Origin of the sequence: uncultured Planktosalinus sp. (genome assembly GCF_963973675.1) — a bacterium.
GTDB lineage: Bacteria > Bacteroidota > Bacteroidia > Flavobacteriales > Flavobacteriaceae > Planktosalinus.
This window is the reverse complement of sequence record NZ_CAXBAN010000014.1, coordinates 1-14,775: the sequence shown is the minus strand read 5'-3', so window position 1 is coordinate 14,775 and position 14,775 is coordinate 1. Positions and strand designations below refer to the sequence as shown.

General features: G+C 39.6%; 14 protein-coding genes. 8 read left to right on the top strand and 6 right to left on the bottom strand.

The features are described from left to right. Together AACY61_RS01210 and guaA are read right to left on the bottom strand one after the other, a co-directional pair. The coding region (locus AACY61_RS01210) for a LysM peptidoglycan-binding domain-containing protein (RefSeq protein ID WP_339609394.1) at positions 1-1,060 on the bottom strand (1,060 nt) is incomplete at its 3' end. Positions 1,061-1,250: 190 nt separating this feature from the next. Next, complete coding sequence (gene guaA, locus AACY61_RS01205) at positions 1,251-2,783, bottom strand: glutamine-hydrolyzing GMP synthase (RefSeq protein WP_339609392.1); 1,533 nt, start codon at positions 2,781-2,783, stop codon at positions 1,251-1,253. Positions 2,784-2,910: 127 nt separating this feature from the next. Between guaA and AACY61_RS01200 the strand changes: the two genes are divergently transcribed. Then, positions 2,911-3,636 carry an SIMPL domain-containing protein gene (locus tag AACY61_RS01200; protein ID WP_339609390.1) on the top strand — a complete coding sequence of 242 codons (726 nt, stop codon included), beginning with the start codon at positions 2,911-2,913 and terminating at the stop codon, positions 3,634-3,636. Between the two features lie 41 nt (positions 3,637-3,677). On the opposite strand, the gene bshC is transcribed toward AACY61_RS01200, so the two are convergent. After that, complete coding sequence (bshC, locus tag AACY61_RS01195; RefSeq protein WP_339609388.1) at positions 3,678-5,288, bottom strand: bacillithiol biosynthesis cysteine-adding enzyme BshC; 1,611 nt, start codon at positions 5,286-5,288, stop codon at positions 3,678-3,680. A 140-nt stretch (positions 5,289-5,428) separates the two neighbouring features. Here bshC and AACY61_RS01190 point away from each other — a divergent pair, with 140 nt between their 5' ends. Together AACY61_RS01190 and AACY61_RS01185 are read left to right on the top strand one after the other, a co-directional pair. Next, positions 5,429-7,909: a M14 family zinc carboxypeptidase gene (locus AACY61_RS01190; protein WP_339609386.1), complete on the top strand. Its 2,481-nt coding sequence runs from the start codon at positions 5,429-5,431 to the stop codon at positions 7,907-7,909. A 65-nt stretch (positions 7,910-7,974) separates the two neighbouring features. After that, positions 7,975-8,655: a PrsW family glutamic-type intramembrane protease gene (locus tag AACY61_RS01185; protein ID WP_339609384.1), complete on the top strand. Its 681-nt coding sequence runs from the start codon at positions 7,975-7,977 to the stop codon at positions 8,653-8,655. Positions 8,656-8,658: 3 nt separating this feature from the next. On the opposite strand, the gene AACY61_RS01180 is transcribed toward AACY61_RS01185, so the two are convergent. After that, a complete protein-coding gene (locus AACY61_RS01180; protein WP_339609382.1) occupies positions 8,659-9,897 on the bottom strand; it encodes an FtsX-like permease family protein in 1,239 nt (412 codons plus the stop codon). Here AACY61_RS01180 and AACY61_RS01175 point away from each other — a divergent pair. The 4 genes from AACY61_RS01175 to AACY61_RS01160 all read left to right on the top strand — a co-directional run bounded on the left by AACY61_RS01175 (position 9,878) and on the right by AACY61_RS01160 (position 12,198). Next, positions 9,878-11,212 carry a DUF1343 domain-containing protein gene (locus AACY61_RS01175; RefSeq protein ID WP_339609380.1) on the top strand — a complete coding sequence of 445 codons (1,335 nt, stop codon included), beginning with the start codon at positions 9,878-9,880 and terminating at the stop codon, positions 11,210-11,212. The two genes, AACY61_RS01180 and AACY61_RS01175, sit on opposite strands and share 20 nt — an antisense overlap. A 36-nt stretch (positions 11,213-11,248) precedes the next feature. Further along, positions 11,249-11,464 (top strand): (4Fe-4S)-binding protein, encoded by a 216-nt coding sequence (locus AACY61_RS01170; RefSeq protein ID WP_339609378.1) that lies wholly within the window; start codon positions 11,249-11,251, stop codon positions 11,462-11,464. 4 nt (positions 11,465-11,468) lie between these two features. Continuing rightward, positions 11,469-11,747, top strand: coding sequence for a GNAT family N-acetyltransferase (locus AACY61_RS01165; protein WP_339609376.1), 279 nt, complete (start codon positions 11,469-11,471; stop codon positions 11,745-11,747). A gap of 91 nt (positions 11,748-11,838) precedes the next feature. Next, the gene (locus tag AACY61_RS01160) at positions 11,839-12,198 is read left to right on the top strand and encodes a DoxX family membrane protein (RefSeq protein WP_339609374.1); all 360 of its coding nucleotides are present in this window, start codon (positions 11,839-11,841) and stop codon (positions 12,196-12,198) included. Positions 12,199-12,273: 75 nt separating this feature from the next. Here AACY61_RS01160 and AACY61_RS01155 read toward each other — a convergent pair whose 3' ends face one another. Continuing rightward, complete coding sequence (locus AACY61_RS01155) at positions 12,274-12,771, bottom strand: YkgJ family cysteine cluster protein (RefSeq protein WP_339609372.1); 498 nt, start codon at positions 12,769-12,771, stop codon at positions 12,274-12,276. Positions 12,772-12,786: 15 nt separating this feature from the next. On the opposite strand from AACY61_RS01155, the gene AACY61_RS01150 reads away from it, so the two are divergent. Continuing rightward, complete coding sequence (locus tag AACY61_RS01150; protein ID WP_339609370.1) at positions 12,787-13,491, top strand: class I SAM-dependent methyltransferase; 705 nt, start codon at positions 12,787-12,789, stop codon at positions 13,489-13,491. Here the strand turns inward: AACY61_RS01150 and AACY61_RS01145 are convergent. Then, positions 13,481-14,775 (bottom strand): amidohydrolase (locus AACY61_RS01145; protein ID WP_339609368.1); only part of this gene is annotated, 1,295 nt, incomplete at its 5' end. The genes AACY61_RS01150 and AACY61_RS01145 overlap by 11 nt on opposite strands.

Genomic DNA, 14,775 nt, shown 5'->3' with positions numbered 1-14,775 from the left:
TTACCAGGTCTACATCATCAATATTCTTTGAGCGGAAAAGAGAAAGCACACCTGCTTCTGTTTCACGGGAGTCAAATACGTGCATTTTTACCGAGATGCCTTTTTGTTTTGCAAAATCGGCTGCTATCAGCATTCCCGTATAAAAGTCCAGCGCCAGGCGCATTGTTGAATTGTTTTTGAGTTGTTGTTCGTTAAGTTTGAGGGAATCTTTTTGAATTTTTTGTAGTTCAAACGGCAGAAAAACCACCAGGTTTTTAGTTTTGAAATTAGACAGTCTCCTTTCAAGATTTACGTTTTTTCCTGCGGTTGTTACTTCTTCTGGAAATGTTTCAGCGGTTGTGGTTTTTGGAACTTTAATTACCATACCTTCTTTCAGACCATCAACAATGTGTGGGTTGAGTGTTTTGAGTTCTTCTTCAGTGACGCCAAAAAGCACATTCATTCTGTAGAAGCCTTCTTTGGGTTTAACGGTATAGAACGTATGGTTTGCATCGTCTTCAACAGGTGTTACTATGGGGGTTTCTTTTGGAACATTGAGTATAGTTCCCACTGAAATATCATCACTGCCGTAAATAGAGGGGTTGAGTGCTTCGAGTTCAGCTACGGAGATGCTGTATTGTTTTGCTATACCAAATTTAGTTTCCTGAGGGGCTACTTTGTGTTTTCCGGGCAGCATTTCTTCAGAGGTTGACTCTGTAATTTGCTTGTTATAGGGTGAAATAATCGTAACTTTTTTTATCGGAATTTTTATTTTTTCCCCCCGTTTTAATTCACTCGAGTAAAGGTGTTTGTTGTATTTTTTTATTTCATCAACTGTGGTACCATAGGCTGTTGCGATTCCAAAGATCGTTTCCTTGCGCTTTACTTTGTGAGTTTTAAAATTTATATCTCCATTATCAGGGTTTGATACTGTTTCCAGTACTTTTGGAATTATCAGTACCGTATTTTCTTTCAGTCCGTTTTTAATTTCAGGATTTAAACGCTCTATCTCTTCCGTATCTATGTTATATTTTTGAGAGATGCTGAACAGGGTTTCACCTTGCTGCACTCTGTGACTCATATAGGAAGTCTGCGAACAACAAAGGCTTGTGTAAAAAATAAGGGATATAATAAGGATTAATTTCTTCACGCTTATTGATTTGATTTGAATTCTGTCATCATTTTTGTTGAATTTAAAATGCCGTCAAAATGGTTTTTCAACTTTATTTTTGCTCTTTGCAAGCTCTGAAGGTTGAACCCATAACAAGCTTCTATTCCCATTCAATTGTAGCCGGGGGTTTTGAGCTGATGTCATACACTACTCTATTAACGCCTTTTACCCGATTTATTATATAATTGGATGTTTCTTGCAGGAATTCATAAGGTAGGTTCACCCAATCGGCCGTCATCCCATCGGTGCTTTCTACGGCTCTAAGGGCCACCACTTTTTCATAGGTGCGTTCGTCACCCATCACTCCCACAGAGTCTACCGGAAGCAGGATTGCTCCTGCCTGCCATACCTGATCATAGAGGTTCCATTTTTTCAGGTTATTGATAAAAATGGCATCAACTTCCTGCAATATACGCACTTTTTCGGGGGTTATATCACCCAAGATCCGAATTGCCAGACCGGGGCCCGGAAAAGGGTGTCTTCCTAATATGTCTTTAGAAATACCCAGTTCGGCACCCACGCGTCTTACCTCATCCTTAAACAACATTCGGAGAGGCTCGACTATTTTTAATTTCATAAAATCGGGTAAACCGCCCACGTTGTGATGTGATTTAATGGTTACTGAGGGTCCGTTAACAGAAACTGACTCAATCACATCCGGATAAATTGTACCCTGTGCCAACCAGGTGACATCAGTGATTTGATGTGCTTCATCGTCAAAAACTTCAATAAAAGCATTTCCGATGGCTTTTCTTTTAAGTTCGGGATCATTTACACCGGCAAGCGCATTTAAAAAACGGGCCGAGGCATCAACACCTTTTACATTGAGACCCATATCCTTATATTGGTGCAGCACACTTTCATACTCATCTTTACGCAACAAGCCGTTGTTAACAAAGATGCAATACAGGTTTTTACCGATGGCTTTGTGCAGCAACATTGCTGCTACAGAGGAATCTACCCCTCCGCTTAAACCCAAAACCACTTTATCGCTTTGCAATTTGGCCTTCAACTCACTGACTGTAGTGTCTACAAAAGCTGAAGGTGTCCAAGTTTGTTCAACACCGGCAATGTGTACCAGAAAATTTTCGAGCAGTTGTTTACCGTCGGTTGTGTGATAAACCTCCGGGTGGAACTGAATGGCATAGGATTGTTCGTCTTCAATGCGGTAGGCCGCGTATTCCACATCGTGGGTACTGGCGATCAACACGCCTTTTTCGGGTAATTTTTTAATGGTATCGCCGTGGCTCATCCAAACCTGACTTCCTGTGGGAATATTTTGAAAAAGTCCGTTATTTTCAAAGATTACCGAAAGTTTTGCCCGGCCGTATTCCCGTGTTTCTGATTGTTCTACATGGCCACCATTGAAATGAGCCAGATATTGGGCACCATAGCAAACTGCCAGTAAAGGCTTGTGACCGCGGATTGCAGACAAGTTTGGATGGGGTGCATCATCAGCCCTCACAGAAAACGGACTTCCGGAAAGAATAACTGCCTTGAATTTGTCTAAATCGGTTGGAATTTTGTGATAGGGGTGGATTTCGCAGTAGATGTTTAACTCTCTTACACGCCTTGCAATAAGTTGTGTGTATTGCGAACCAAAATCTAAAATGAGTACGTTGTTGTTTTGCATAGGCAAAAATAGGGCATTTTGAATTTTTGAGCAATGGAAATAAACGTAATTTTTTCTAAAAATTTGATTGATAAAAATAAACTATGAAGTATTTCTTGTAAATTAGATTCTTCAAACATCCTACACTATGAGATATTTTACAGCCATCGTTTTTTCAGCAGCCATCATTCTGGCCGCTCTTTTTTTAGGGAATGCCTATGTTGACCGTGCCAATCCCGATGGTAAAATTTCTGTAACCGGTTCAGGGTCGACGGATTTTACATCCGATTTAATTGTTTGGGAGGGTCAGTTTTCCAGATTTAGTCCAAACCTAAAAACTGCTTTTGACCAAATGATTACTGATAAGCAAACTGTTGAAGCTTATTTGATTTCAAAAGGCATTGCGCGGGAAGACATTGTTTTTAATTCGATGCAAACCAATGAACGCAATCAAAGTCAATATGAAAATGGCAATTTTGTAGGTAGTGTTTTTGTGGGATATGATCTTACTCAAACCGTTAAAGTGGAGTCGAAGGAAGTAGAACTCATTGAAAGTGTTTCTCGGGAAGTTACTGAGTTACTCAACAAAGGCGTGCAATTTAACAGTTATTCTCCCAGGTATTATTACACCAAGCTGGCCGATTTAAAAATCGAAATGATTTCCAAAGCTACAGAAGACGCTCGCTTGCGTGCTGAAAAAATTGCAGAAAACAGCGGTGGCAAACTGGGTAAACTCAAGGATGCCAAAATGGGTGTGTTTCAAATAACCGGTCAAAACAGTGGTGAGGATTTTAGCTGGGGTGGCAGTTTTAATACTTCTGATAAAAATAAAACGGCTTCCATTACCATGCGTTTGGAATATGAGATTAAGTAAACTATTTACGTAAGATTTAAGATATGAGTCAAGATTTCATTTTAATCTTTTAACTCCAAACACAAAAACTCCAGTTCTAAGGGCTTTAGTTCCTTAAAAAGTATTTCTATAAGCTCATTTCCGTATTCCAGATAAAATTCAGAGAAATTGGCGGTGCGCTCTTGCAGGCTTCCCTTTGGAAACAATTCATTTTGTAATTGTGTGACCCGGTTTAAATGATCGACGAGTTTTCGTTTTTGCGCTTTCAACAGGCGTTTTTCCATCTTGTCCAAACCGTTGAGTTGTTTGGTTTCCTGAGCGGCTACCATTTTTTCAAAAGTGGGATCGGTCTTTTTGGCAAGTGTATATAGGTCTTTAAATTGTTGTTTAAGATGGTTTCGCTGCTCTGAAAGATCTATTTTTATATCAGATAGTTGCCTGGTGACTTTGGATTGCAGTTTGTTTTTAGATAAAAACAAATCTTCAACAGTGAGGTTCAGTTTGTTTATTTTTTCAATTTCTTTTGAAGAAATGAGTAAAGCTGAATTTCGCAATAACAAAACAGGAAACAGCACTTTGGATTTTTCAAAAAATGATTTTAACTGTAACCAATACGCCAGCTCTCCACCTCCACCAATGTAACAAAGATTTGGTAAAATTACTTCCTGATACAAGGGCCTTAAAATCACATTGGGACTGAATCTTTCAGGATAGGTTTCAATTTCGGATTGTAGTTCATTTTCAGAAAATTGAATTGTGGTATTGTTTATAAAAAAAGTGTTGTTTTGTTTAATAATGCGTTCACGAACCCCATCTTTCAAATAAAACAAATTTATTTCACGCGGATTGACCTGAAGTTTGTAGTTTTTTTGTGGTATTGAATTGATTCTTTTGTTTATTTTTTCTACTTCAACACTTGCTGTATTGATTTTCACTTCCTCTTTAATCTGTGGTATGAAAAGCTTTTTCAGGGCTGCATTGTTGGCATCAAGAATTAGCAAACCAAAATCATCAAAAAGGGAATGCGCCAAAAAACGAGTGGCCTCTGCAAGCTTCGTGTGATTGAGGTAGGCTTCTTTAAAGAGTGATTTAATTTTTCTGGCATTTGGGGAGTTTCCAAGCATTTCTGAAAAAGATTGATAAACACTCTCCAAACCATCGGTGGAAAGTTCACCCACTGCACCACCAGAGTTTCTATCCCAATCTACCTTTTTATTGTTGAAATTAAAGAAGTTGATTTCTTCAAAATCGTGGTCTTCGGTGGCCATCCAATATATTGGAACAAAGTTATTGTCAGGGTATTTTTGTTTTAACTCCTTACACAAATTAATGGTAGAAATTATTTTGTATAAAAAATACAAGGGTCCGGTAAAGAGGTTCAATTGATGCCCTGTTGTGACCGTAAATGTGTTTGAGTTTCCCAGGTTTTTAAGGTGGGTTGTGGTGGTGTCAGAAACCTTCAGGTTTTTGTATTGACTGTTGAGAACTTCCACCAATACTTTTCTATGCGTTTGTGGATAGTGTTTTTGCTTCTCTTTAATTTGTCTGCCAAAATTTTCAAGCGTTGGAAAACAATGGTATAAAAATTTGACCTCTTCTTCCTGATTTAGATAGTCGATGATCAGCTCAGAAAAATAACCGGTGTTTTGATACGGAATGCAGTGTTTTGGCATGGTCTTTTGAAAAAGAAATTCAAAGATAGTTTTTTGTTGAAGCAAAATATTAAAAATTCCGTTAATGTTAAAGTTTTATATCAGCAGTTTTTAGTAGTTTTAGCCTTTAAAGACAACCACAACTTTACATTTCAAACTTTATGAAACAAGCATTCACTTCCGTACTACTCCTTTTTATTATTAGTATTGGGTTCTGTCAAAGCCCGCAGTCGCCTTCAGCGTTTTTAGGCTATGAAATCGGCACCCAATTTACACGTCACGCCGATATTGTCAACTACTTCAATCATGTAGCTGAAAGCAGTCCTATGGTTACTTACCATGAATACGGGCACACCAATGAACGACGCAAACTGACGTATGCTGTTGTCACTTCTGAAAACAACCAGAGAAACATAGAAACCATTCGGCTAAATAACCTAAAACAAATTGGATTAGCAGATGGCAGCGCAAACCCAGAGGTTGCAATCGTCTGGTTGAGTTACAACGTTCATGGCAATGAAGCTTCCAGCTCAGAAGCTGCGATGCAAACCGTTTATGAACTCATCACCCAAAAACAAGCCTGGTTGGAAAACACAGTGGTAATTATCGACCCTAATTTAAATCCTGATGGGCGTGATCGCTATGTGAACTGGTATAACCAAGTAAAATCAACACCTTACAACAGTGCACAGGTAGCTGCTGAGCATATGGAACCCTGGCCGGGCGGAAGACCCAATCACTACTTGTTTGACCTTAACCGCGACTGGGCTTGGGCTACGCAAGTGGAAACGCAACAACGCTTGAAGATTTATAACCAATGGATGCCTCATATTCATGTAGATTTTCATGAGCAGGGTATCAATGAACCTTATTACTTTGCTCCGGCGGCAGAGCCTTTTCACGAGATTATTTCTGACTGGCAACGTGATTTTCAAACACAAATTGGTCAAAATCATGCCCGCTATTTTGATAAAGAAGGGTGGTTATTTTTTACACGTGAGCGTTTTGATTTATTGTACCCCAGTTATGGAGACACTTATCCAACTTATGTTGGTGCCATTGGGATGACCTATGAGCAAGCCGGTCATGGGCGTGCCGGTTTGGGCATAGACACTGATGAAGGCTATGAGCTCACTTTAGTAGACCGAGTGGAGCATCAAAAAACCACCGGACTTTCCACCGTGGAAATTTCTTCAAAAAATGCTAAAAAGCTCAATACTGAATTTCAGAAATTCTTTCAACCCAACCTAAAATATAAGAGCTTCGTGCTTCAAGGCGAGGAAGACAAGCTCCAAGCGCTTACTAAATTGCTTGATCTTCATGAAATAAACTATGGTTTTGTCAAAGGTGGAAAAGCCTCCGGTTTTCATTACAGCACAAATAAAAATGGGAGTTTTGAAATGAAAAATGCCCTTGTAGTGAGCACCAATCAGCCTAAAGGGCGTATGGTTCAGGCGCTTTTTGAACCAGAAACAAAATTGAGTACTCCGCTCACTTATGACATCACTGCGTGGAATTTACCTCATGCATACGGACTTGATGCCATTGCCAGTACTACACTAGTAGCAGCCAACACCGCTCCTTCAAAAGAACTGTTTGTCAATATCCCTGTCAACAATGCAGCAGGATACATCGCTCGATGGAACAGTATGCAGGATGCCACTTTCCTTGCCGAATTACTTCAGGAAGACATTAAGGTGCGCTTTAGCGAAAAGAAATTTGGCGTGAGCGGTGAAACCTTTGACAGGGGTAGTCTTATCATTACTAAAAGTGATAACCGCACCAATCCCGGGTTTCATGAAAAGGTCACCCAAATCGCTAACAAACACCACCGAAAACTATTTGCTTCTAACACCAGTTTTTCAGATACGGGAACCGATTTTGGTTCGCCTGACGTAAAAATCATTCATGCCCCCCGTATTGCCCTTTTAAAGGGTGAGTACACTTCCTCTTTGAGTTACGGTGCATTGTGGCACTTCTTTGAACAACAATTGCATTATCCGGCAACTTCCATTGATACTGATTACTTCAAGGCGATCACTTTAGACCAGTTTGATGTCTTGATCCTACCCTCGGGTTACTATCAATCTTATTTAGACGAAAGCAGTTTAGAAAAAGTAAAAGAATGGGTTTCCAAAGGTGGTACGTTGATAGCGATAGACAATGCACTTAGTGTTTTTGCTGACAAAGAAGGATTTGGTTTAAAAAGCAATCGCCCTGAAGAAGATGAAGAAGCCGAGCCAAACCTATTGATTCCCTATGACCAAAGAGAACAGGAAAGTGTAAAAAACTTTATAACAGGTACTATCTTTAAAACAACGGTAGACCCTTCACACCCTTTGGCATTTGGATATGGTGAAACCTATTTTACACTCAAAGCAGGACGCAGCTCTTATAGTTTTCTTGAGAATGGTTACAATGTTGCCTATATTGAAGGTGAGGCAGAGCGCGTAAGTGGATTTGCCGGTGAGGAAGCTTTGAAAGGGTTGAAGAATTCGATGGTTTTTGGTGAACAACGAATGGGCAGAGGCAGTGTGATTTATCTTGCTGATGATGTGCTTTTCCGTTCCTTTTGGGAAAACGGAAAGCTCTTTTTTGTCAATAGTTTGTTTTTTATCAATAATAAAGTGGTGGTTTTTTAATCCACTCAGTTGCAAAAGCTTTGGAGTTTACATGACCTGGTCCCTCTCAAGTAGGGAAATATTTTATGGAATTACTTTTTTTAATAGGTTTAGCATTGGCTCCCGGAGCGGCAATTGGGTTATTTGTTTGGTTGAAAGACCGGTATCAACGTGAGCCGCTCAAACATATGCTCATCAGTTTTTTGTTGGGTGTATTGAGTGCAATACCTGCTGTATTTCTTTCAATTTTCTTAGGAAAACTGTTTCCTGTGGATTACAGCAGTTTAGCCTCCGTATTTGTTTTTGCTTTTATTACAGTGGCTTTTGCTGAAGAGTTTGCCAAATTTCTTATTATGAGGTTTTATGCTTTCAGGCAAAAAGAATTTGACGAACCCTTTGATGGCATTGTCTATGGAGCGATTATCAGTTTGGGGTTTGCGGGGATTGAAAACATACTTTATGTAACCGATGGCGGTTATGAGGTTGCTTTTTTAAGAATGTTTACAGCGGTACCCGCACACGCCAGTTTTGGAATCATCATGGGGTATTATTTTGGGCTCGCATGGCAACACAAAGACAAGGCATTTCAATATAAGCTTAAAGGGCTTTTGGCTGCTGTATTCCTTCATGGTCTGTATGATTTTTTCCTGATGCAACAAAGTTATCCTGCTTTTTGGTTTATGTCTTTTGTAGGGCTGGCTATCAGTTTACGCTTGTGTATAAAAGCCATAAAAGCACATCAGGAGAGATCGCCTTTTAAGATTTAATTTTTATTCAAACCGAATTGCCTTCACGGGTGAAATCTTGGTAATGATATAGGAAGGAATGAGGAGCATCAACAAACACAATAAGAAAGTACCTGCATTGAGCATTAAAATATAAGCCGGGTCTAAATATACAGGAGCTTCAGTTACATAATACGTGTTAGGATTTAAAGGAAATAGTTTCAGGTATTTTTGTGCGAGCAACAGGCCAATTCCTATTAAATTTCCCCAGAACAGGCCAACTCCAATCAGGTATATGGCGTTATAAATAAACACTTTTCGGATACTCCAATTTGAAGAACCCAGCGATTTTAAGATCCCTATCATTTTTGTGCGTTCCAGGATTAACACCAGCAAAGCAGTAATCATATTGATGCCTGCCACAAGTATCATAATTCCAATGATGAGTGCTATATTAAAATCAAACAAATCCAGCCATTCAAAAATAGAAAAATACTTGTCTCTTATTGTTTGGGTATCAAGAGTTGAGTCTACATTGTAATAGACTTTATTTCCGGTTTCCCGTATTTTATCAAAATCGGTTACAAAAAGTTCAAATGCTCCAATCTGATCGGCCTCCCAACGGTTTAAGCCTTGAATATGCCTGATGTCTGCTATCAAGTAACTTTCATCAAACTCTTGAAATCCGCTGTTGTAAATTCCTACCAGGGTAAATCCTCTTGGCCTTAACGGGCGATCGTTGCTTTCATCGTCAAAGAAATAGGTCACCACTTTATCTCCAATTTTAAGTCCCAATCTATTCGAAATATATTCAGAGAGCAAAATTTCATCATTAAGGGTTTCTCCGTAATGCGGCAAGCGCCCTGCACGCAGGAATTCTTCAAAATACTGCCAGTTGTAATCAGTACTTACGCCTTTGACAACCACGCCTTCAAAGTCGGTTTTGGTTCGGATAATTCCTCCTTTTAGTGCTGTAATTTGTATGTGCTTAATTTCAGGAATCTCTTCAAAAACCGGATAAAAGGGTTGGTTTATTGAAATGGGGTTTTGGGAGTCTTTAGAAAAATTGGTATCAAAGTTTGAAATGATGATATCGCCGTTGAATGCCGAAACTTTTTCACGCACTTTTTGTTGTAGTCCGACTCCGGTAGCAATTGCAACCAGCATCATAATCAAGCCCAATGCAATTGCAGTAATCGCAATTTTTATTATTGGAGCTGATATACTACTTTTATAGTCTTTAGACCGAATGATTCTTTTTGCTATGAAAAACTCAAAATTCACCAACTACCTTTTAGTTCGCTTCAAAAATAGCACTTTATTTTTGATGGCACTTGTTCTGATCTCTATTTCCTGCAAAGGGCAGGAAAAGAACTTTAATGTGGAGACTGAGTTTAAGGAAAGTGAAGTCAGCACGTATCCTATGGTGGGTGCCAATCAAACCGAAACCTATCTTTCCTTTTTAAGAAACAAAAAAGTGGGGGTGGTTGCCAATCAGACCAGTGTGATTTTCAGGCCCGAAAATTTTATTTTTATGGAAGACTACTGGGATGAGGGAAGTGGCTCCTACAAACAGCGTCAAAATCAAAAATGGGTATTTAGCAAGCGTACCCATTTGGTGGATTCTTTATTGGCCCACAACATACAGGTCACTAAAGTTTTTGCTCCTGAACATGGTTTCAGAGGCACAGCTGATGCGGGTGAAGTAGTTAAAGACGGGAAAGATTCAAAAACTGGCTTGCCTCTAATTTCGCTTTACGGAAGCAATAAAAAACCCACGCCGGAACAAATGAAAGGGCTTGATGTGATGTTATTTGACATTCAGGATGTAGGTGCCCGATTTTATACTTATATCTCTACCTTGCACTATGTGATGGAGGCTTGTGCGGAAGCAGGGATTCCTCTTTTAATTCTCGACCGGCCCAATCCTAATATTCACTACATTGACGGCCCTCTACTAGAACTGGAACACAAAAGTTTTGTAGGTATGCATCCCATTCCTGTCGTTCACGGAATGACCATCGCAGAATATGCCCAAATGATCAACGGAGAAGGTTGGCTTGAAAACAACCTGAAATGTGAACTTGAAATTGTCCCGGTAAAGGATTACACAAGAACCACCTTTTACTCACTACCCATCAAACCGTCACCCAATCTGCCCAATGATACCGCCATCAACCTGTATCCCAGTACCTGTTTTTTTGAAGGAACTACACTGAGTGAAGGGCGCGGCACCAACAAGCAGTTTCAGGTATTTGGGAGTCCGTCTTTACCCAAAGACAAATACACATTTACTTTTACCCCACAACCCAATGAAGGGTCTAAAAACCCCAAATTCAGCGGACAGTTGTGTTATGGAAAAGACCTGAGTGACACCGGAATGATTGACCATCTGAACCTACATTGGCTCATAGAAGCCTATAAAGACTCAGGAAAGCAAAAATCATTTTTTACCACTTTCTTTACAACTCTTGCCGGAACAACAAGCCTGCAACAGCAAATAGAACAGGGAATGAATCAAGAGCAAATCCGCGCAAGCTGGAAACCCGGACTTGAACAGTATAATGGTATGCGTAAAGCCTATATGATTTACAAGTAGGTGAGAAAAAATATATAAACACTAAATCAATGAATTATGGAAAAAGTAAATGAATATTCAAACGGTGAAATCACCATTTCCTGGAAACCTGCGCTTTGCACCCACTCTGGTGTATGTGTAAAAACCTTACCAAAAGTGTATAATCCCAAAGAGCGCCCATGGATAAAAATTGAGAATGCCACTTCTGAGGAATTAATGAATCAGGTGAGCAATTGTCCGTCGGGAGCTTTGAGTTATAAAAAGAACAACTAATTCTATGGAAATTCAACAAATCAACCGGGAAAGCAAAGGTTTTTTTAAAGCTGTTTCAGACGGAAAAGAAGCCGGCAGAATGACCTATTCGTGGGCCGGAAAAGAGAAGTTCATTATTGATCATACAGAAGTAAATTCAGAATTCAACGGGCAGGGTGTGGGCAAAAAAATGGTACTGGCTGCTGTGGACTATGCTCGAGAAAACAGTTTGAAAATAATCCCCTTGTGCCCTTTTGCCAAGGCGATGTTTGATAAAATGGCTGAAATAAGGGATGTTTTATAGTTTTATAAGATTCTAGTTTTAAACCACTAAGACACAAAGAAGCCTGCAAAAATCACAAGTAGAGAATGGTATAACTTTTTTAATAACCAAAATGATCAAGCAAATACTCCTCATACTTTTGGGTTTGTTTTTTCTCCTCAACGGGGTCAATCATTTTTACAACACCCATATTTTAAAAGAGTATGCCGATAACAGATCGTTGATTGCCCCCAAACTGATGGTAATTTTAAGCGGTTTTTTGCTAATCGCCGGAGGGGCCACACTCATAACCGGTTATTTTATTTTTGAAGGCATCATCGCTTTGTGTGTTTTTCTCGCAGTGGCTTCCTTTATGCTTCACAAATTCTGGACGGTTAAAGAAAGAGAGACTATAATGCTGGAGGCTATGCATTTTGTTAAAAACTGGGCGATCCTTTTTGAGTTGGTTTATATTGCTACTACTTTAGAATAAAATTTCAATAAACAATGTTCTAAACTAGTTGGAATCTATGTCCGAATTTGTTTACTGAACTATTTTCAATTTTCATTATCTATTCTCCAAAAGAGTCTTCATTTTCTCAACAATGTTGTAAGCCGCCGGGCAGATGGCAACATTTTTTAAAGTCAAATTGGAAATCTGTTGAAATTTTTTGCGGTCGGTATGCGGGAATTCACGGCATGCTTTGGGACGAACGTCATAAATTGAGCAATAATTATCAGCACCCAGAAAGGTGCAAGGAACACTTTGCAAGACATAATCTTTATCTTCATCGATGCGCAAATAGGTTTCAATAAACTGTTGTGGCTTGATTTTAAAGTGTTTGGAAATGCGTTCAATATCTTTATCAGTAAACAAAGGCCCTGTAGTTTTACAGCAATTGGCACAAGTGAGGCAATCGGTTTGCTGAAATTCTTCATCGTGCAATTGCTGCATGACCGCATCTAGGTTTTTGGGTGTTTTTTTCTTTAGCCGTGCAAAAAACTTTTTTGATTCGTTATGCTTATCTTTGGCGCGGGCAGGGAGTTGTTTTAAAATTTCTTCCATCAGGCAAAGATACACATGCAAACAGACATATTAGGCAACGCACTCCTGGATTATTTTCACGGCAATTATACGGAAGACATCCTTACGGAAACTACCATTTCAGAACCGGATGAATTGCCGCTACCCTATTTGTTCAGAAGTTATGACGAAATGCCTTTGATTGAGCAAAAAGCCCTCCAGCTGGCCCGCGGTAAAGTACTTGACATAGGTTGTGGTGCCGGAAGTCACGCCCTGTATTTACAGGAAAAAGGGTTTGATGTAACTGCGATTGACATTTCACCCGGTGCGATTGAGGTGTGTAAGCTACGCGGAATTAAAAAAGTAAAAGTATCTGAACTCCTGGAAGAAACCAATACATTTGATACGTTGTTGCTATTGATGAACGGAACGGGAATTTTTCAGAGCCTTGCAAATGCTCCAAAATATTTAAATCATTTAAAATCATTATTAAATCCCGGCGGGCAAATACTCATTGACTCCAGTGACCTGATCTATATGTTTGATAAAGATGAGGACGGCGGGGTTTGGGTTTCAACAGAAAGCGATTACTATGGCGAACTAAGCTTTAAAATGAGCTACAAAGGGGAAATTTCCGAAGAGTTTGACTGGCTGTATCTCAATTTTAATTTATTAAAAGAATTAGCTGCAAAATCAGGATTTCAGACTGAACTGATTCAGAAAGGAGACCATTTTGATTATTTAGCGCGGCTTAGTATTTAAACACCATTTTACCTCCCACAAAAGTAGCTTCCACCTGAATGTTTGGAATTTCATTTTCATCACAGGTCATAATATCTTTGTCCAAAACGATGAAATCGGCAAATTTTCCTATTTCAATACTTCCTTTTTCATGCTCTTCAAAGTTAGAGTAAGCTGCCCAGATGGTCATGCCTTTTAAAGTTTCTTCACGAGACAGTGCTTCCTCTTTTTGAAATCCGCCTTCGGGGAATTGTTTTAAATCTTTTCTTGACACCGCGGCATAAAAAGTGTAAAACGGACTCACGTGTTCAACCGGAAAATCGGTTCCCAAAGCGATGATACCGGCTTTGTCCAATAGTGTTTTATAGGCATAGGCTCCTTTTATACGTTGCGGACCTACGCGGTCTTCTGCCCAATACATATCGCTGGTAGCATGAGTGGGTTGAACGGAAGGAATGATGTTGTTTGAAAAATAATCAAAATCGTCTACATCTACAATTTGAGCGTGTTCAATTTTCCATCTTCTGTTGCTTGCGGTACTGATTGCATTTTTATAAGCTTCAAGTACTACCAGATTGGTTGAATCGCCAATGGCGTGTGTATTCATTTGGTATTGTGATTCGCCGATGCGTTTTGCCAGATTGTGAATTTCATCAACTGGTGTTACAAAAACCCCATAATTGCCCGGGTGGTCATGGTAAGGCTCTTTGAGTGCTGCCCCTCTTGAGCCCAGAGCTCCGTCCCCATACACTTTTATGGAACGTACATTGAGTTTTTCAGTTTTGACAATTCCTTTGGTCAGGTAATGATCCAAGTTTTCAGGTGTATTAGAAACCATGGCATAGATACGCATCTTCAGCTCACCGGAAGTTTGTAAACTGTCAATCAGTTCAATAATCTCTCTGTCAAGACCTGCGTCATTGACTGTTGTTAAGCCATAGGAAAAGCAAATTTCCTCTGCTACTTTAAGGGCTTCTACAGAGTCTTCCTTTTCAACTTTGGGCTTGATGGCATCCACAAGATCCATAGCGGTATCAATCAAGATCCCAGTAAGCTTTCCGTCTTTAACTTCGGCATACCCCCCTTCCATTTTGGTTTGGGTTGTAATACCGGCCAGTTCCAGGGCTTTTTGATTGACAAGGTAAGCGTGTCCGTCAATACGGGTAAGGGCTACGGGAGTGTCGGGAAAAAGTTCGTCAAGTTTTGACTTATTGGGAAATTCTTTGATCTCCCAAAGATTTTGATTCCAGCCGCGGCCTTCTATAAAGTCAAGTTGTTTTCCTTCCTGAAATGCCACTACCCGGT